The organism is Colwellia sp. M166, from assembly GCF_024585285.1.
Classification (GTDB): Bacteria; Pseudomonadota; Gammaproteobacteria; order Enterobacterales; family Alteromonadaceae; genus Cognaticolwellia.
In genome coordinates this window covers 2,994,306-3,012,231 of sequence record NZ_CP040755.1, presented here as the reverse complement: position 1 = coordinate 3,012,231, position 17,926 = coordinate 2,994,306, and the positions used below count along the sequence as shown (strand labels likewise).

The window sequence follows — 17,926 nt, the reverse complement described above, 5'->3', positions numbered from 1 at the left end:
ATATTGAGAAGAAAATCTTCCGCTGAAAATAAATGACCGGTGGGACCGATCACATAAACTTGCTTAGTATTGTAATCGCAGTAGTATTTTAAACAACTGAAATTCGTGCAAAAACTAATTTTTTGCTTTGCGATAAACGTATTTTTTTGGATCTATTTGGCGATTATTACGCAAAATTTCATAATGTACGTGTGGTCCTGTGGAACGACCTGTACTGCCCATTTTTGCAATAACCTGACCTTTAGTAACAACATCACCAACCGATACTTTTATTGCTTTATTGTGACCATAACGAGTTTTTAAGTTATCACCATGATTAATTTCAATTAATTGACCATAACCATAACGATCACCTGCCCAACTTACCACTCCAGATGCGGTAGCTATAATATCAGCATCTTCACTACCTGCAAAATCAACGCCTTTATGCATTGCCGGCTTACCATTAAAAGGGTCTTTACGCATACCAAAATACGATGACAACCAACCCTTCTTTATTGGTCGACCAGACAAATACCGTGTATTCTCTATATGGTGACCTAAAGTGACAGATTCAAGCATTTTTAATTGTTTTTCTTCATGACCAAGCGATTCTTCCAATGCGGTAATATCCAAAAGTAGCTCCGCTAAGCTTTTAGGCTTTTCCTCATGACTTTGAATCATCGGACCGCCACTCGAGGGGAATGATTGAAAGTTAAATTCATTATCAGGAATGCTCGCCTCTTCAGCTAAGCGATCGCCTAAAGCATTTAATCTTAACACTTGGCTTTGTAATTCGGCCAACTTCATGGTAACTGCGGTTACTTGTTGGCTATTTACTTTAGTATCATCAATAATGGGTAGGCTTGATAGCTGATATATTGTATTTTTCGGTACATCATCTGCAGAGGCGATCAAATGGACAATAAAACCTGAAATTAAGGCAAAAACAATTAAGGCAGATAACCAATGTAGCTTATTTAGCTTCATTGAAAATCTAACGTTCTTTCCTCGGTATAGTAATGTTAAACTCATAACTCATTCATCGTTTGTTCAAGAGCTGACTTATGGCACGAAAATCGAAAATCCCCACAGACATGTCAGCGCTGTTTAATTCAACGTCAGGCACTTTGGCACAAATAGCTGCAAAAACCAACTTTTTAACCGTATTGGCTGATATTGTACGACAAATTTGTCCCGACCTACCAGCAGATGTTTGGAAAATAGCCAATTTCAAAGCTAATGCCATTGTCATTGAGGTAAACTCAGCCGTTTGGAGCCAACGATTACAGTTTGAAAGAATGAATATTTGCCGAGAACTTAGCGAAGTAACCAATAACGAATTCAACCAAATAGAAATTAAAATCACACCATTTCGAACAAAAATACCCGAAAAAACCGTTATTCCTAACGCCATTAATTCCACTATATCAGCACGTACCGCAGCGCAGTTATTAGCAGTGGCACGCAGTGCTCCTGATAGTTTGCGGAAAAAGTTAGAAAAACTTGCTTCGCATGCAAAAAAATAGCTTTTGAACAACAGTTTAGTAAAATTTAATGATAAAAAAACCAGCACGAAGACTGGTTTTAATGTAGCGATTTTCGCAACTGAATTATATTAAAATGCCGTCGCACTAATTTCTTGAAATTGGATGGGTGATTCAATCGTATCTTCATACGTTACCCATTCCCAACAATCGACTTGTTTAAATACTTCACGCAACAACATGTTATTTAAGCCATGACCTGATTTAAAAGCATTCAGTTCACCCAAGATGCTAACACCGCCCATATACAGGTCACCAATAGCATCTAAAATTTTATGCTTAACAAACTCATCATCGTAGCGTAAGTCATCTTTATTGAGCATGCGATATTCATCTAAAACAATCGCGTTTTCCAAGCTACCACCTAAGGCAAGGTTATGTGAACGTAAGAACTCAATATCTTTCATAAAACCAAAGGTGCGTGCGCGACTGATCTCTTTAACAAATGAACAACTTGAAAGATCCATACTCATGGTTTGACAAGTATTAGCAATCACCGGGTGTTCAAATTCAATCGCGAAATTAACCCGAAAACCTTCATAAGGCTTTAATTCAGCCCACTTGTCACCTTCTTCTACGCGTATAGTTTTAGTAATACGTAAAAAGCGTTTGGCAACATTTGATGTTTCAATGCCTACTGACTGAATTAAATACACAAACGGTAAAGCACTACCATCCATAATTGGAATTTCAGGTGAATCAACCTCAACAATGAGGTTATCAATACCTAAACCTGCGACAGCAGAAAGCAAATGTTCGACGGTGGAAATCTGAACACCTTGCTCATTCACTAAACACGTACATAAAGTTGTTTCACCCACAGCTTCCGGTGTCGCTGGAATATCGACAACGGGATCTAAATCAACTCGGCGAAAAATAATACCGGTGTTAGCAGGCGCAGGACGGAGAGTGATCTGCACCTTTTCACCTTTATGTAACCCTACACCTATGGCAGAGACACTTTCTTTTAACGTACGTTGTTTAATCATAAATAGCCTTCTTAAGCCTATATTTTGCGCTAATAAGTCGCCGCCGAAAATAAGCGGAGACGTAATATAACAAAAAAGCCTAATAAAATCAAAAAACCAACATTTTTAGTATTGCGTAATTAACTTTTCGAATATCGCTTAGTCTGCTTGTTTACGTAAAAATGCCGGAATATCTAAATAATCATCAAGTTCAGTAGCTGCTACTTTCTGCGCTTGAGCATTAGCTTCTGGCATAGTAACCGGATTCGCAGACAGCTCAGGTTGTGCGCTAGCAATATAGTCACCACCAACAACTTGTGGCTCAGCCACAGGCGTAGGATTGACTAAGGTAATATCTGGTTTACGCTCTGCACCAATACCCGTTGCCACAACCGTTACTCGTAATTCTTCCGTCATTTCAGGGTCAATAACCGCACCAACGACAACGGTAGCATTTTCAGATGCAAAAGCTTTAACCGCATTACCAACAGTTTCAAATTCATCAATGCTAATATCCATGCCGGCAGTGATATTAACCAAAATACCGCGCGCGCCAGCTAAATCAACGTCTTCAAGTAACGGACTTGAAATAGCAGCTTCTGCCGCTTCCTCTGCACGGTCTGGACCTGATGCAGTGCCAGAGCCCATCATTGCAGTACCCATTTCAGACATTACGGTTCTAACATCGGCGAAATCGACGTTTATGAGTCCAGGACGGGTAATAAGTTCCGCGATACCTTGCACAGCACCTAATAAAACATTATTCGCGGCTTTAAAGGCATCTAATAAACTGGTGCCAGGGCCAAGCACTTTCAATAATTTTTCGTTCGGAATAGTGATCAATGAATCAACATTTTTTGATAAAAACTCGATACCTTGATCGGCATAGTTCATGCGTTTTTTGCCTTCAAAAGGAAATGGCTTAGTCACGACCGCAACCGTTAAAATCCCCATTTCTTTGGCTATTTCGGCAACAACTGGCGCAGCACCAGTGCCCGTACCACCACCCATACCAGCTGCGATAAAGACCATATCAGCACCTTGCAGTGTTTCTTTAATAGTTTCTCGGTCTTCTTCCGCACTTCGGCGACCAATTTCAGGGTTCGCACCAGCACCCAGTCCTTTAGTGACATCGTGACCTAGCTGCAAAGTAACATTTGCCGCTGAGTTACGTAATGCTTGAGAATCGGTATTTGCGGTAATAAATTCTACACCTTCAATGGTTTGTGACACCATGTGTTCTACCGCGTTTCCGCCCCCGCCACCAACACCAATAACTTTGATGACTGCTTCTGCGTTGTGATCTTCCATTAATTCAAACATTTTATTATCTCCGATTTTTAATACGTTTTGTTCCACCAAAACTCTTTTATACTTTTAATTAGTAACTAAAATCGCTAATTAAAATTCGCCTTTAAACCAAGCAAGTACTCTCGAGCCGATACTACCGACTGACTCGCTTTTCTTTTTCTCATTACTTTGCTGCTGATTCGCTTGCATACCATAGTGTAACAAGCCGACAACCGTAGAATATGTTGGGTCGTTAACATACTCTTTCAATCCGCAGATATCTGAAGGCTGAGCAACTCGTGCTGGCATTTGAAATACTTCTTCGGCAAACTCAACTACACCTTCCATTTTTGCTGTACCTCCGGTTAAAACATAACCCGCAGCAATTTGATCTTCTAATCCACATTCTCGTAGTTCCTCTTGGATCAGTTCAAATAATTCTTGATACCTAGGCTCAACGACTTCCGCTAAAGTATGACGTGACATCGAGCGTGCAGGACGTCCGCCAACACTAGGCACTTCAATATTTTCTTCCATACTGACCATTTGGCGCAACGCACAGGCGTACTGCACCTTAATCTCTTCAGCATGACTTAACGGTGTACGAAAAATCTTTGCAATATCGCTAGTAACTTGATTACCTGCAACAGGTATTACCGCGGTATGGCGTAAAGCGCCACCGGTAAAAACCGCAATATCCATAGTGCCAGCGCCCATATCAACCACACAGATCCCAAGCTCTTTTTCATCATCAGTTAAGATTGCGTAGCTAGAAGCAAGCGCTGAGAAAATTAATTGATCAGCTTTTAGGTCACAACGTTCAACACATTTAACAATGTTTTTTGCCATGTCGTTTGCACAAGTGACAATATGTACTTTTGCTTCCATACGCACACCTGACATGCCGATAGGACTTTTTATACCGTCTTGGCAGTCTATGCTATATTCTTGCGGCAAAACGTGCAGCATACGACGTTCTGCCGAAATGGGCACAGAGCGGGCGGTATGAATAACGTTATCCACATCATCCTGCATCACCTCTTTATCATTGATGGGCACCATACCGTTTTCATTTTGGCAGCTGATATGCTTACCTGAAATGCCAAGGTAAACTGAGGTGATGTGGCAGTCTGCCATTAATTCAGCTTCGTTAATCGCACGCTGAATAGACTGAATAACCAGATTAAGGTCATTAACACCACCTTTATCCATGCCACGGGCAGGTTGATTTCCAACACCAACAATACTGAGCTGATTATCGGGTGTGATCTCACCAACCGCTACTGAAATTTTTGACGTTCCAATATCTAATCCAACTACTAAATTTCTTTCAGTTACTTTTGACATTAAGGTTAAACTCTTTCTTTATTATCCGTGGTTTTCCAACCTACGGCTAAACCAGTATCATATCTCAGATCAACATAATCGACTTGTTGACCCTGCTTTGTATTCAATTTTATCTGTGGATAAACATCCATAAAGCGCTGTATACGCTCAACGCGGTTATCGCGACCTAAGTTGATAGTCACACCATCATCTAAAATAAGCTGCCATGCAAAACGTTCAGACAGTACCAACTCATCAATACTTAACTGACTAAAATCCAACAGTTTATTCAAATTTCTAAAATTCTCCAAGGCAACTTTCTCACTACCTTCTGGGCCAAAAAATGCCGGCAGTTTCTCAACTAAACGTTTTATGTCAGCCTGAAATGCTTTACCATTTTCATTAATCAAAAAATCACCATTCCAATGGGCAATAGGCTTTTGATCTACTACATAAATTTTTAATTCATCTGGCCATTTTTTTCGTACTGAAACCGAATAAACCCAAGGTAATTTAGCCACTCTCTGTTGGACATCATTAACATCCAAATTGAAAAAATTACCCAAATTAACTTTTTCTATTGCATTTTCAATATCTAAACGCGTGGTATACGGCATTTCACCCGCAATAGCAATGGACGTAACCGGCACTGACTCTTCAGCGCTTAAGCGTTTGTTTAAAAAAAAACCAAACAATAATATGGCAATAATAACAGCAACAAAAAACGTAACGCCTAACCAAAACGACCAGTGTAAATTGGTGACGTCATTCCTTAACGGCTGTTGCTTCTCTATTGCCTCAGCCATTACCTACAGGCGACCTTGCGCACTAATAGCAACAATTTCTGTCACTAATTCACTAAAACTTAAACCATGTACTTTTGCAGCTTTGGGTACTAACGATGTTTCTGTCATACCAGGTACCGTATTAACCTCTAATAGCTGCCATTGGCCTTGAGTGTTACGCATGACATCTACCCTTCCCCAGCCTTTTGCGCCGGTAGCATTGAACGCTTTTAACGCTATAGATTGCAACTCGCTTTCATCGGCTTGCGATAAAGAACATGGGCAATGGTATTGCGTACTTGTCGACATATATTTCGCGTCGTAATCATAAAAATCATGCGGCGTTTCCATATGAATTACCGGCAAAGGCGTTTGCCCTAGAATAGCCACGGTGTATTCTGGCCCTTGGATCCAAGCTTCAACTAATATTTGTTGGTCGTACTCGAAAGCGGCGTTCAAAGCTTGATGTAACTGTTCAGCATTATTTGCTTTTGACATACCAATACTTGAGCCTTCATTGGCCGGTTTCACCATCACCACATCGCCTAATTGCTGTAAGATTTTGTCAGCATCACCCACTTGATATTCTGCTTTATTAACAATGGCAAAAGCAGCTGTTGGTAAATTTAAGGCTTGAAACACTTGTTTACTACGAATTTTATCCATCGACAGTGCAGAGCCAAGCACATCAGATCCGGTGTACGGAATATTCATATATTGCAGTGCACCTTGCACACAACCGTCTTCACCGCCACGACCATGTAAGGCAATAAAAACGCGATCAATATCAAGTGTCGCTAAATCGCTTAAGCAATAATCTTGGGTATCAATAAGTTGAACGTCAAAGCCAGCTTCTCTTAAACCTTTAGCTATCGCTTTACCTGAGTTAAGTGATACCGCTCTTTCTGCTGATGTACCACCATATAAAACTGCCAGTTTTTGTTCGATCAAAGCTTTCATACTGTTAACACCATTAATTTTTCATCTGTCGCTAAATTACGCGCAATCGTACCGATATTACCGGCTCCCTGAGTGATCACCATGTCACCATCACATAATTGTGCGGCCATTAATTCCGCTAATTTATCACTATCACTGACATAGATAGGCTCAACTTGACCTCGTTGACGAATACTACGTGCTAAACTTTTGCTATCGGCATTTGCTATCGCGGCTTCACCTGCTGCATACACGTCAAGCAAAAATAAGCAGTCAACTTCTGAAAGTACTTCAACAAAATCTTCATATAGGTCACGGGTGCGTGAGTATCTATGCGGTTGAAATACCATAACCAACCTTTTTTCAGGCCAGCCTTTACGCATAGCATCAATGGTGGCTTTTACTTCCGTTGGATGATGGCCATAATCATCAATCAATAACATTTCACCTTGCGCAGTAGTCAGTGTTGCTAAGCTTTCGAAACGTCGACCAATACCGGCAAAACTCTGTAATGCTTGTTGAATAGCATTATCGGCTACCCCTTCATCAACAGCTACTGCTACACCTGCTAAAGCATTTAAAACATTATGTTGGCCGGGTAAATTCACACTAATTGGCAAGGGTTTACTACCTTCACGCTCAACAACAAATGAACTTATACCACCTGATTGTTGGTATTGTGTTGCTCTAACATCCGCATCCTCAGCAAAACCATAAGTGATCACTTGACGACTAATGCGCGGCAATATCTCTCGCACGACCGGGTTATCTATACAAACTACCGCTAAACCATAAAACGGTAAGTTGTGCAGAAACTCGATATAAGTGTCTTTAAGTTTTTCAAAGTCACCTTGATAGGTTTCCATGTGATCTTCATCAATATTGGTGATCACCGAAACCATAGGCTGTAAATGTAAAAACGAAGCGTCACTTTCATCCGCTTCAGCAATTAAATAACGGCTACTACCTAAACGGGCATTGGTACCGGCACTATTAAGTAAACCACCGATAACGAAGGTAGGATCTAACTTAGCTTGCGCAAAAATACTGGCAATTAAACTCGTCGTCGTGGTTTTTCCATGGGTACCCGCAATGGCAATACCATGACGAAAACGCATTAATTCCGCTAGCATTTCAGCACGACGCACAACCGGAATACGCTGTTGATGGGCAGCAGCGAGCTCCGGATTATCAGCATTAATTGCCGTTGAAACCACGATAACACTAGCACCAATGACATTGTCTTGATGATGGCCAATAGTCACTTTCGCCCCTAAAGCACTCAAGCGTTTAACCACTGGATTTTCACCAATATCGGAACCGGTAATTTGATAGCCTTCATTGAGCAATACTTCTGCAATACCGCCCATACCAGCGCCACCAATACCAACAAAATGGATGGTTTTAACACGGCGCATTTCCGGCACCCTATTATTAGCATTATCTAAAGTTGTATCGCTGTTTTTTTCTGTCGTCATTTCTCTACTCATTGTTGTGCAACCTCTATACAAACATTAGCAACACGTTTAGTTGCATCTGCATGGGCAGCATTGTGTGCAGCTTTTGACATCTGCTGCACCACTTTGTCTGATATAAACAAGCTATTTAACATTTGCCCTAAAGTTGTACCGTTAAACTCTTTCTGTGCAATTAATTTTGCTGCGCCGCAATTAACCAGATACATAGCATTCTTGGTCTGATGATCATCAACTGCATGTGGCAATGGTACGAATATCGCAGGCTTTGCTGCCATTGCTAATTCAGAAACGGTCAACGCACCAGCACGACAAATCACCACATCTGCCCATTGATATGCCGCTGCCATATCATCGATAAATTCCGTCACTTTCACCTTTTCTTCTGGTAAACCGTAGTCCTGATAGCTTTTTAGTACCGTTTGCTCATTACCACCGCCGGTTTGATGCCAAACATCAATACTTTGCACTTTGATCTGCTTCATCGCTTGTGGCACAACATCATTTAAGATTTTGGCCCCTAAACTACCACCAACCACTAAGACTTTTTTACTGGTTGCTGGTTGCGCTGGCATTACGTTTTCAATGGCAATAATATCGCTACGTAATGGGTTTCCTACAACTTCAGGCGTTACTCTTTTACTAAAGGCTCCGGGAAAAGCACTTAAGGTTCTAGTAGCAAAATGCGAGAGAAAACGATTACTCATCCCTGCTACCGCATTTTGCTCATGTAAAACTAACGGAATGCGTAATAACCATGCGGCAACACCTCCAGGTGCGCTAGCATAACCGCCCATACCTAGGACGACATCGGGTTTAACTTCACGTAGCACCCGAATAGATTGCCATACTGATTGCAGAATTTTAAATGGCGTTTTTAGCCATGTTTGCCAGTTTTTGTTACGGATACCGGCAATATTAATAAATGAAATCGGATAACCGTTTTTCGGTACTAATTCCGCTTCCATACGCTCAGCAGTGCCAAGCCAATGTATGTTCCAACCTTGCTGTACTAATGCTTCCGCGACAGCAATGCCTGGAAATATATGACCACCCGTACCGCCCGCCATCACGAGTAGTGTCGGGCGCTTTACTTCATGACTAGTATGTTCAGTCATTTTCACCCTCGATAAGTTCTGTTTTCTTCACTTTATTTCGGTTCTTTTTACTACTTTTATTGGTTGTAACTGTTCGACTCGTCGCTTGAATGCTTTGTAATCTAATTTCATGATCAATACGAATTAAAATTACCAGCGCAATGGTCATGATAATCATCGAGCTGCCGCCATAGCTAATTAACGGCATAGTTAAGCCTTTAGTAGGCACTATCCCTGCACTCGCACCGATATTGACCGCGGCTTGAAAACAAAACCAAATCCCAATAGCGTAAGCAAAAAAACCTTCAAAATATTTTTCTTGGTTAACCGCCTTTCTACCGAGTAACAAAGCTTTAAAAACCAAGGTCATACTGAGCAGCAGAATAACGCTAATACCAATAAAGCCAAATTCTTCGGCCAATACTGCCATGACAAAATCGGTATGTGCCTCAGGTAAATACTCTAATTTTTGTACGCTATTACCTAAACCTTGCCCAAAAGTTTCACCGCGGCCATAAGCCATTAATGATTGAGTTAGTTGATAACCACTGCCAAAGGGATCTTTCCACGGGTCAAGAAAGCCAGTAACACGGGCCCAACGATAAGGCGATAAATACGCCAACATTGACAGCAAACTAATGCCAACACCAGCAATAGCAATAAACTGCCATAACTTAGCACCGGCTAAAAATAACAAGCCAAAGGTGGTGACAAACATCACGATAATAGTGCCTAAGTCAGGTTGTAGTAACAGCAAACCACCTAAAACACCAAAAACGACTAAAGGTTTCGCAAAGCCTTTAATATTTTCCATCACCTCATCGCGACGTCTAACGAGATAGGCTGACAGATAACAGAAGAAAAATAATTTTGCCGGCTCAGCTGCCTGTACGGTGATCGGGCCAATGGCAATCCAGCGCGTAGAGCCATTAACATTACGACCAATAAGTAGCACCACAATAAGTAGAGCAATGCCTAAGAGCAATAGGTTGCCACTATATTGATGCCAACGACTCATCGGTATTTGCAATGCCACAGCAGCAACACCTAAACTCAAGACAATGTAGATCATATGGCGAACAACAAAATGAAATGGGTTATCAAATAGCCGCTCAGCAATTGGCATTGATGAACTTGCCACCATCACTAAACCGATCATATACATGCTAAGGGCAAGTGCCACATAGCTACGATCAAAAGTGGCTACTGTTTTCGTATCAGCCTGCAACCATTGCGGTAAAGCCCATTGGGGAAAGTTAGCAAAAGAAACTGACATTAACTGCCTCCCTTTTGCATTAACACTGATTTAATAAACACCACACCACGTTCGACATAATTTGCAAACATATCTAAGCTGGCACAAGCTGGCGAGAGTAACACCATATCACCTACATTTGCTTGTGTTCTAGCAAGCTCCACCGCCGCTGGTAATGAATCTACATGGCTAGTTGTTTCTGCTTGCTGACTTAATCTCAACGATGCAATGGCGCGGCCATCTTTTCCGAGCGTAATTAAATAATCCACTTGCTGTGTTAAGACCTGACTTAACGGCGAGAAATCGGCCCCTTTACCGTCTCCACCGGCAATTAAAATTAACTTATTGCCTTTCAGAGTTGGCGACAAGCCTTCAATAGCGGCAAGTGTCGCACCGACATTGGTTGCTTTTGAGTCATTAATCCAGCGAATACCATCATGACTTTCAATCACTTCACAACGGTGTGCTAAACCTTTAAAAGCCATTAAACTTGCTAACATAGCGTTCAAATCCCAACCAGCAGATTTTCCTAATGCTAATACCGCAAGATAATTTAAGGCATTATGACTACCTTGCAAGGGTAACTGTGCTAAAGCGCATAAAGCTTGCTCACCATACATCAAATGACTTTCATCATGAATATTTGCTAAGCCAAAATCAGCTGATTGCGCTTGATCACTACCAAAACTTAATAATTGGCTTTGCGCATAAAGCCCGTTCGGTTTTGTCGCATGATCATTGCGGTTAAAAATGGCATAAGTACAATTGTGATAAATGCTTTGCTTAATTGCGCCATAGTTTGCCAATGTCTTATGACGATCTAAATGATCATCACTTAAATTCAAGACAGTGGCAGCCAGTGCTTTCATGCTTTTCACGCTTTCAAGCTGAAAACTCGATAACTCCAAAACAATAAAGTCAGCCTGCTCTTTATCTATTTGATCTAATACCGGCAAACCAATATTGCCGCCTAGCTGCACACGATAACCAATGTCATTACCAACATAATTAAGCATGGATACAACAGTAGATTTACCGTTAGAGCCGGTAACCGCTAGTATCGGCGTATCACTTAAACGACAAAATAACTCAATATCACCAATAACATCACAGTTACTCGTAATCGCTTTGTTAATCTCGGATTCAGCAATATTAATCCCTGGGCTAACAATCAAGACATCAGCTTGTGCAATCAAGGCTTGATCCCATTGTCCGAGTACTAAAGTGTTATCACCAAACTGATGTTTAAAGTCACCCGGAGAAATAGGCATTGCGCGACTATCATTAACTGCAAAAGAAATTTTGTAACGATGTAAAAAACGCGCACACGAGAGTCCCGTAATACCAATACCTAATATTACAATACGTTTATTCGCTAATTGCGCCGTTATCGACTGTTGCAGTTGTTTATTCACGCGTCTATGTTTACCTTAATTTTAAGGTTGCTAATCCAACCAATACCAAAACTAAAGAAATAATCCAAAAGCGGACAATCACTCTTGGTTCAGGCCAACCTTTTAATTCGTAATGATGATGTATTGGTGCCATGCGAAAAATGCGTTGCCCACGTAACTTATAAGAGCCTACCTGTAAAATAACCGACAGGGTTTCGATCACGAAAACCCCGCCCATAATAAATAACACTAACTCTTGCCTAACCAATACCGCAATAACACCTAATGCAGCACCTAATGCTAATGAACCAACATCGCCCATAAAAACTTGTGCTGGGTAGGTGTTAAACCATAAAAACCCTAAGCCAGCGCCAACAATAGCGGTACAAACAATAACCAGCTCACTCGCTAAAGCAATATGGGGGATATGTAAGTATTCAGAAAAATTGGCATGACCTGTCATGTAGGCAAATACTGCGAATGCACCAGCCACCATAATGGTTGGTACAATAGCAAGACCATCAAGGCCATCTGTTAAATTAACAGCGTTGCTTGTTCCAACAATGACGAAATAAACCAAACCGATATAAAGCAAACCAAGTTGCGGTAATACATCTTTAATAAATGGGATAAGTAAGGTGGTTTCTTCTGGGCTTTGGGCAAATTGGTAGAGAAATATTGCTGTCGCTAATCCTGCAACAGTTTGCCAAAAGTACTTCCAGCGAGCAATTAAGCCATTAGAATCTTTACGAATAACTTTACGATAATCATCAACAAAACCAATGGTGCCAAAACTAAGCACAACAAATAACACCACCCAAACATAGGTATTGGTTAAGTCCGCCCATAGTAAGACACTGGCAACGATTGAGGCCAGAATCAACAATCCGCCCATTGTTGGCGTGCCTGATTTTGACAAATGGCTTTCGGGACCATCGTCTCGCACGGTTTGTCCTATTTGCATATTTTGCAAAGCACGAATTAATTTAGGGCCAAAATATAACGAGATAACCAACGCGGTGAGCGTTGAAACAATTGCCCTAAATGTTAAATAAGAAAAAACATTAAAGAATGAATAATACTGAGTGAGATACTCACCTAACCAAAGTAACATTATGCCTGCTCCTGCAGTGTTAGACTGTTTTGCCATTGAATAATATCAGCCACTACGTATTCCATATGAGCACTGCGCGAACCTTTTACTAAAATTGTCACTTGCTGCTCTTCACCTTGAAGCATCTGCTGTAATCGTGAGACTAACTCTTCTTTACTACTAAAATGTTGACCTGGGGTATTCTGGCCTTGATAAAAAGCATCAGAAGTATTTTGACTTAATACCCCTAAGGTCAAAAGATCATCAATATGTTGACTTTTTGCATGCTCGCCGACTTCTTGATGATAACGACGCGCTTCACCACCAAGTTCCCCCATATCGCCAAGAATAAGTACTCTGCGTCCTGGATAGCTAGCTAAGAGATTCGATGCGGCATTAATTGATTCAACATTGGCGTTATAGCTATCATCAATCAATCTAAGATTTTGCTGCAATTGATATAAATTCAAGCGTCCCTTAGCCGCAGTCATTTCAGCCAAGCCCAAACGAATATCATCTAAACTCGCACCAAACTCTAAAGCTATGGTTGCTGCAGCGACCGCATTACAAACGTTGTGATGACCTGGTACTGTCAATTCAATATAGGTACTGCCTATCGGAGTGGTTAATTTGAAACTCGCACAACCGTTATCATCTAAAACTTCCTGATGGCTATAACAATCAGCTATTCCCTCACAGGAAAAACGTTGCACTTTTTTATCTGCTAAACGCCATTGCCATTTATCAAGCCATGGATTATTTTCAGCAAATATAGCGACGCCATTAGCACTTAACCCGGAAAATATTTCGCCTTTTGCCCGAGCAACACCAGATAAATCGCCAAACCCTTCTAAGTGTGCGGCAGCAATATTGTTAATAATGGCAACATCTGGTTTTACTAAGCCTGAGGTATAGGCAATTTCACCAATGTGGTTTGCACCTAACTCAACAACAGCAAAGTCATGCTTTTCTTCTAAACGTAATAAGGTAAGTGGTACACCAATATCATTATTAAAATTACCTTGAGTTGCTAAAACATTACCTAAACGACTTAACACTGCGGCAACCATTTCTTTTACCGTGGTTTTGCCACTACTACCGGTAATTGCAACCGTTTTTGGGGCAACTTTTGCTTTCACATACGCGGCAATTTGACCTAAGGCTTGATGTGTATCGGCAACTACCACTTGTGCCATTGCAATCTCATCATAAAATTGTTGAACAATAACAGCGCTACAGCCTTGCTCACTGGCTTGCTTAACAAATTTATGACCATCAAAATTTGGCCCTTGTAATGCTAAAAAAACATCGCCAGCATTTAAGGCCCGGCTGTCAGTACTAATAGCATTTATCGTTAAGTTCTCGCCAAACAATTGACCATCAACCGCTTGCGTAAGTTCAGTTAACGTTAGCGCGATCATAGCATCACCTCTGTTGTATAAAACCCACGAACCACTGCGCGTTCATCATAATGATGCTTTTCAGCCCCCATGATGATGTAATCTTCATGACCTTTACCGGCACAAAGAATGACATCATTGGCCTGTGCCTTCTGTAATGTGCTTAATATAGCGCTCTTTCTATCTAAGATTTTTTCAGCGCACTCTGGCTGGCGTAAACCAGCAATGATATCGGCAGCTATTGCTTCAGGCGCTTCACTACGCGGGTTGTCATTAGTAATAATAATATGATCCGCTTTGTCTTCAGCAACCTTTGCCATCAAAGCACGCTTGCCAACATCGCGGTCGCCACCACAGCCAAAAACTAGCCATAGTTTACCCTGACAATGTAAACGGCAAGCATCTAAAGCACTCGCCAAAGCATCAGGGGTATGGGCATAATCAACAACCGTTGTCGGTTTACCAACAGATGAAAAGGCTTCCATACGACCAATAATCGGTACAAGTTGCCTAATTGCGTTAGCAATCATACTCAGAGCAATGTTTTCAACCATTAATACCGCGATAGCAGCGAGGAGGTTTTCGACATTAAAATTACCTAACAACTGACTGCGAATTTGGCACTGGCCCTGCTCGGTATTTAACGTAAAACTTACCCCATCCACATGGTGTTTTATATCAAGTGCTTGGACAAAGTGGCTATAGCTGCTAATATTTTCCCCACGACCATACACCACTACAGTTTGTATTTCAGGCCAATGTTCTAGCCAATTGCGCCCTTGGCTATCATCACCATTAATCACCGCAACTTGCTGACTATCACCGGTAAATATTTGTTTTTTCGCGTCAGCATAAGCCGACATAGTGTGATGATAATCTAAATGATCTCGCGTTAAATTAGTAAATACTGCGGTGTTGAATAAAGCGGCGCTAACGCGTTTTTGCGCTAACGCATGCGATGAAACTTCCATCGCAACATCGGTGATATCTTGGGTATTAAACAATGCCAATAGCTGATGTAACTCTGTTGCACCTGGGGTGGTGTTATCAATACTTTTTAAACTGGCAAGCTTGCCAGCACCATTGGTACCAATAACCGCACAGTTTTTCTGACAATAGTCTAATAAATTAGCAATAATTTGACTGGTGCTGGTTTTACCATTGGTACCGGTAATACCAATAATATTCATCGATTGTTGAGGTGCGCCATAAAAGGCTTTAGCAACATTAAATAAGTCTTGATTCAGCTGAAAATAATTCAATATCGCAATGGCGTCTGTATCTGTCTGCTGTAACCAAGTCAGTTTTCCATGTGCTGATGGCTCAGTCGTTTCTTGTATTATCATTGCACAATTGGCAGCAAGCGCTTGGGCAATATATTCACGTCCATCACGTAAGCTACCCATAACGGCACAAAACACATCGCCAGGCTTAATCGTTCGCGTATCATTAACCAAGTCAGCAGTAGTCGCATCAGTTTGAAACAGCTGAGAAAACTTGGCTTTAAGTTGAGTTAAATCATGGTGATTCAAGCTAATGCTAGCACGCTTTAATACCGCTTCAATGGCAGCAAAATTTCTTGGTTGATTAGAAACGCGTAAAGCGTGATCAAACATGGTCACGCTCCTTGGGTAGGTTTTCTGTTTTTGGCTCTGCCGTTACAACGGTTACTTTGGTATTGGCATCTGGCGCTACATTGAGCAGCCGCAGCGTGCCTTTCATAATACGGGAAAAAACTGGCGCAGCAACTTCCCCCCCGTGATATAAATCACCACCGGGGTCATCAATCACCACCACCACAGCAATCTCAGGATCTGATATCGGTGCTACACCGGCAAATAAACCGACATAATCATTACCATAACCACCGGCAAAGGCTTTAATCGCCGTACCACTTTTACCACCAACACGGTAACCGTCTATTTTTGCAACGGTATAGTGTTCATTAACGACGTGTTCAAGCATGTCTAATACATTTTGACTATTTTCTGCAGAAAAAATACGTTCAGCATTTTTCTTGACCTGTTCTTGTGGGTCTTGCTTTAAAATCGTTAACGGTATTTTCATACCGCCATTAGCTAATATGGTATAAAAACGCGCCAACTGAATTGGGGTAATAGCAACACCGTGACCCCAAGACAATGTCGCTAATTCAAATTTTGACCAACGCGCTCTATCGTGCATCATGCCTGAACTTTCACCGACAAGTCCGGTACCGGTTTCTTCAGAAAATCCTGCATCAAAAAACTTATCAATTAAATAATCTTTGGGTACCGATAATGCCAACTTAGTCGTGCCCATATTTGAAGAGTGCACCAATAACTCAGCTAAAGTTATTTTTCCGAGGTAGCGCGGATCAGAAACTCGACTACCACCTAATCGCATCCAGCCTGGGTAAGTATCAATGATGCTATCTTTTTTTACGCTACCAAATTCCAGTGCAGTTAAAACCGTCAATGGCTTCACACTTGAACCGGGTTCATAGATATCAGTAATAGCGCGATTACGAAAACGGTGAATTGCTACACCCGAACGGTTGTTTGGGTTATATGATGGACTATTCACCAAAGCTAATACCTCACCAGTATTCACATTGGTAACAACAGCGGACCCTGATGTTGCCTTAAACGCTTTCACTGCGCCTTTGAGTTCACGATAAGCAAGTGCTTGAATACGTTGATCAATGCTCAAGGTTATTTCTTTAGGTGGCGTAGAGGCTTTGACTGATAAAATCTCTATCTTTCGACCTTTAGCGTCTTTACGATATTGTTTTTCACCATCTTCTCCAGTTAGCAACTGGTCATAAACCCGCTCAATGCCTTCAATACCTTTGTCATCAACATTAGTAAAGCCGACAACATGGGCACTTATTTCACCCGCAGGATAAAAACGCTTAGATTCTTTACGTAAATGAATGCCTGGAATTTTTAATTCGCGAATATAATTAGCCATCGCCGGTGCGACTTTACGTTCAATGTAAACAAAGCGTTTAGTCGGGTTTTTAGTAATTCTCACTTGTAGTTTTTTAACATCTTGACCTAGTACATCAGCCAAAGCTTGCCAATGCTTTTTCATTGATAAAGCATTGCTATCAAAAATAATTTTAGGATCCGCCCACACTGTTTCTACCGGTACACTGATCGCTAATTCATGGCCATTACGATCGACAATGGAGCCCCGTTGTACGGTTTTAGTATTGGTACGAAGTGAGCGGTTATCACCTTGCTTTTTCAGCATGTCAGGTTCAAACACTTGAATATATGCAGTACGAGCCATTAAACCAGCATAAATCAGCACAACAGCACCTAGCACAACGTAAAAACGCCATACTACTGTGTTCGGATTATATTGTGCTGGTTTTTTCATAGCCCTACTCGT

General features: G+C 41.3%; 15 protein-coding genes. 1 reads left to right on the top strand and 14 read right to left on the bottom strand.

Features of this window, described 5'->3' with window-relative positions; translation table 11 throughout:
* Positions 1–114 precede the first annotated feature (114 nt).
* On the bottom strand, positions 115–1,014 hold the full coding sequence (locus FGD67_RS13710; protein WP_257171694.1) for a M23 family metallopeptidase: 900 nt from the start codon (positions 1,012–1,014) through the stop codon (positions 115–117).
* A gap of 32 nt (positions 1,015–1,046) precedes the next feature.
* On the opposite strand from FGD67_RS13710, the gene FGD67_RS13705 reads away from it, so the two are divergent.
* Positions 1,047–1,508, top strand: a complete 462-nt coding sequence (locus FGD67_RS13705; RefSeq protein WP_257171693.1) for a DUF721 domain-containing protein — start codon at positions 1,047–1,049, stop codon at positions 1,506–1,508.
* Between the two features lie 89 nt (positions 1,509–1,597).
* Here the strand turns inward: FGD67_RS13705 and lpxC are convergent, their stop codons facing one another.
* The 13 genes from lpxC to FGD67_RS13640 form a co-directional block, all read right to left on the bottom strand.
* Positions 1,598–2,515 carry a UDP-3-O-acyl-N-acetylglucosamine deacetylase gene (gene lpxC, locus FGD67_RS13700; RefSeq protein WP_257171692.1) on the bottom strand — a complete coding sequence of 306 codons (918 nt, stop codon included), beginning with the start codon at positions 2,513–2,515 and terminating at the stop codon, positions 1,598–1,600.
* A gap of 138 nt (positions 2,516–2,653) precedes the next feature.
* Positions 2,654–3,817, bottom strand: a complete 1,164-nt coding sequence (gene ftsZ / locus FGD67_RS13695) for a cell division protein FtsZ (RefSeq protein WP_257171691.1) — start codon at positions 3,815–3,817, stop codon at positions 2,654–2,656.
* 78 nt (positions 3,818–3,895) lie between these two features.
* The gene (gene ftsA, locus FGD67_RS13690) at positions 3,896–5,131 is read right to left on the bottom strand and encodes a cell division protein FtsA (RefSeq protein WP_077283778.1); all 1,236 of its coding nucleotides are present in this window, start codon (positions 5,129–5,131) and stop codon (positions 3,896–3,898) included.
* A 5-nt stretch (positions 5,132–5,136) separates the two neighbouring features.
* On the bottom strand, positions 5,137–5,916 hold the full coding sequence (locus FGD67_RS13685; RefSeq protein ID WP_257171690.1) for a cell division protein FtsQ/DivIB: 780 nt from the start codon (positions 5,914–5,916) through the stop codon (positions 5,137–5,139).
* 3 nt (positions 5,917–5,919) lie between these two features.
* Positions 5,920–6,855, bottom strand: a complete 936-nt coding sequence (locus FGD67_RS13680; RefSeq protein ID WP_257171689.1) for a D-alanine--D-alanine ligase — start codon at positions 6,853–6,855, stop codon at positions 5,920–5,922.
* Positions 6,852–8,312 carry a UDP-N-acetylmuramate--L-alanine ligase gene (gene murC / locus FGD67_RS13675; RefSeq protein ID WP_257175120.1) on the bottom strand — a complete coding sequence of 487 codons (1,461 nt, stop codon included), beginning with the start codon at positions 8,310–8,312 and terminating at the stop codon, positions 6,852–6,854. The genes FGD67_RS13680 and murC overlap by 4 nt, the downstream gene beginning before the upstream one ends.
* A gap of 8 nt (positions 8,313–8,320) precedes the next feature.
* Positions 8,321–9,427, bottom strand: coding sequence for an undecaprenyldiphospho-muramoylpentapeptide beta-N-acetylglucosaminyltransferase (murG, locus tag FGD67_RS13670; protein ID WP_257171688.1), 1,107 nt, complete (start codon positions 9,425–9,427; stop codon positions 8,321–8,323).
* The gene (ftsW, locus tag FGD67_RS13665) at positions 9,420–10,682 is read right to left on the bottom strand and encodes a cell division protein FtsW (RefSeq protein WP_257171687.1); all 1,263 of its coding nucleotides are present in this window, start codon (positions 10,680–10,682) and stop codon (positions 9,420–9,422) included. The genes murG and ftsW overlap by 8 nt, the downstream gene beginning before the upstream one ends.
* On the bottom strand, positions 10,682–12,076 hold the full coding sequence (gene murD, locus FGD67_RS13660) for a UDP-N-acetylmuramoyl-L-alanine--D-glutamate ligase (protein WP_257171686.1): 1,395 nt from the start codon (positions 12,074–12,076) through the stop codon (positions 10,682–10,684). The genes ftsW and murD overlap by 1 nt, the downstream gene beginning before the upstream one ends.
* A 10-nt stretch (positions 12,077–12,086) precedes the next feature.
* Positions 12,087–13,169, bottom strand: a complete 1,083-nt coding sequence (gene mraY / locus FGD67_RS13655) for a phospho-N-acetylmuramoyl-pentapeptide-transferase (RefSeq protein WP_257171685.1) — start codon at positions 13,167–13,169, stop codon at positions 12,087–12,089.
* Complete coding sequence (murF, locus tag FGD67_RS13650; protein ID WP_257171684.1) at positions 13,169–14,569, bottom strand: UDP-N-acetylmuramoyl-tripeptide--D-alanyl-D-alanine ligase; 1,401 nt, start codon at positions 14,567–14,569, stop codon at positions 13,169–13,171. Before murF ends, mraY begins: the two co-directional genes overlap by 1 nt.
* The gene (locus FGD67_RS13645; protein ID WP_257171683.1) at positions 14,566–16,164 is read right to left on the bottom strand and encodes a UDP-N-acetylmuramoyl-L-alanyl-D-glutamate--2,6-diaminopimelate ligase; all 1,599 of its coding nucleotides are present in this window, start codon (positions 16,162–16,164) and stop codon (positions 14,566–14,568) included. The genes murF and FGD67_RS13645 overlap by 4 nt, the downstream gene beginning before the upstream one ends.
* On the bottom strand, positions 16,157–17,914 hold the full coding sequence (locus FGD67_RS13640) for a penicillin-binding protein 2 (RefSeq protein ID WP_257171682.1): 1,758 nt from the start codon (positions 17,912–17,914) through the stop codon (positions 16,157–16,159). The genes FGD67_RS13645 and FGD67_RS13640 overlap by 8 nt, the downstream gene beginning before the upstream one ends.
* Positions 17,915–17,926: the final 12 nt, after the last annotated feature.

Bases quoted from the DNA above. Each gene is read 5' to 3' on its own strand.
- FGD67_RS13710 (WP_257171694.1), bottom strand. From the start codon at position 1,014: ATGAGTTTAACATTACTATACCGAGGAAAGAACGTTAGATTTTCAATG.
- FGD67_RS13705 (WP_257171693.1), top strand. From the start codon at position 1,047: ATGGCACGAAAATCGAAAATCCCCACAGACATGTCAGCGCTGTTTAAT.
- lpxC (WP_257171692.1), bottom strand. From the start codon at position 2,515: ATGATTAAACAACGTACGTTAAAAGAAAGTGTCTCTGCCATAGGTGTA.
- ftsZ (WP_257171691.1), bottom strand. From the start codon at position 3,817: ATGTTTGAATTAATGGAAGATCACAACGCAGAAGCAGTCATCAAAGTT.
- ftsA (WP_077283778.1), bottom strand. From the start codon at position 5,131: ATGTCAAAAGTAACTGAAAGAAATTTAGTAGTTGGATTAGATATTGGA.
- FGD67_RS13685 (WP_257171690.1), bottom strand. From the start codon at position 5,916: ATGGCTGAGGCAATAGAGAAGCAACAGCCGTTAAGGAATGACGTCACC.
- FGD67_RS13680 (WP_257171689.1), bottom strand. From the start codon at position 6,855: ATGAAAGCTTTGATCGAACAAAAACTGGCAGTTTTATATGGTGGTACA.
- murC (WP_257175120.1), bottom strand. From the start codon at position 8,312: ATGACGACAGAAAAAAACAGCGATACAACTTTAGATAATGCTAATAAT.
- murG (WP_257171688.1), bottom strand. From the start codon at position 9,427: ATGACTGAACATACTAGTCATGAAGTAAAGCGCCCGACACTACTCGTG.
- ftsW (WP_257171687.1), bottom strand. From the start codon at position 10,682: ATGTCAGTTTCTTTTGCTAACTTTCCCCAATGGGCTTTACCGCAATGG.
- mraY (WP_257171685.1), bottom strand. From the start codon at position 13,169: ATGTTACTTTGGTTAGGTGAGTATCTCACTCAGTATTATTCATTCTTT.
- murF (WP_257171684.1), bottom strand. From the start codon at position 14,569: ATGATCGCGCTAACGTTAACTGAACTTACGCAAGCGGTTGATGGTCAA.
- FGD67_RS13645 (WP_257171683.1), bottom strand. From the start codon at position 16,164: ATGTTTGATCACGCTTTACGCGTTTCTAATCAACCAAGAAATTTTGCT.
- FGD67_RS13640 (WP_257171682.1), bottom strand. From the start codon at position 17,914: ATGAAAAAACCAGCACAATATAATCCGAACACAGTAGTATGGCGTTTT.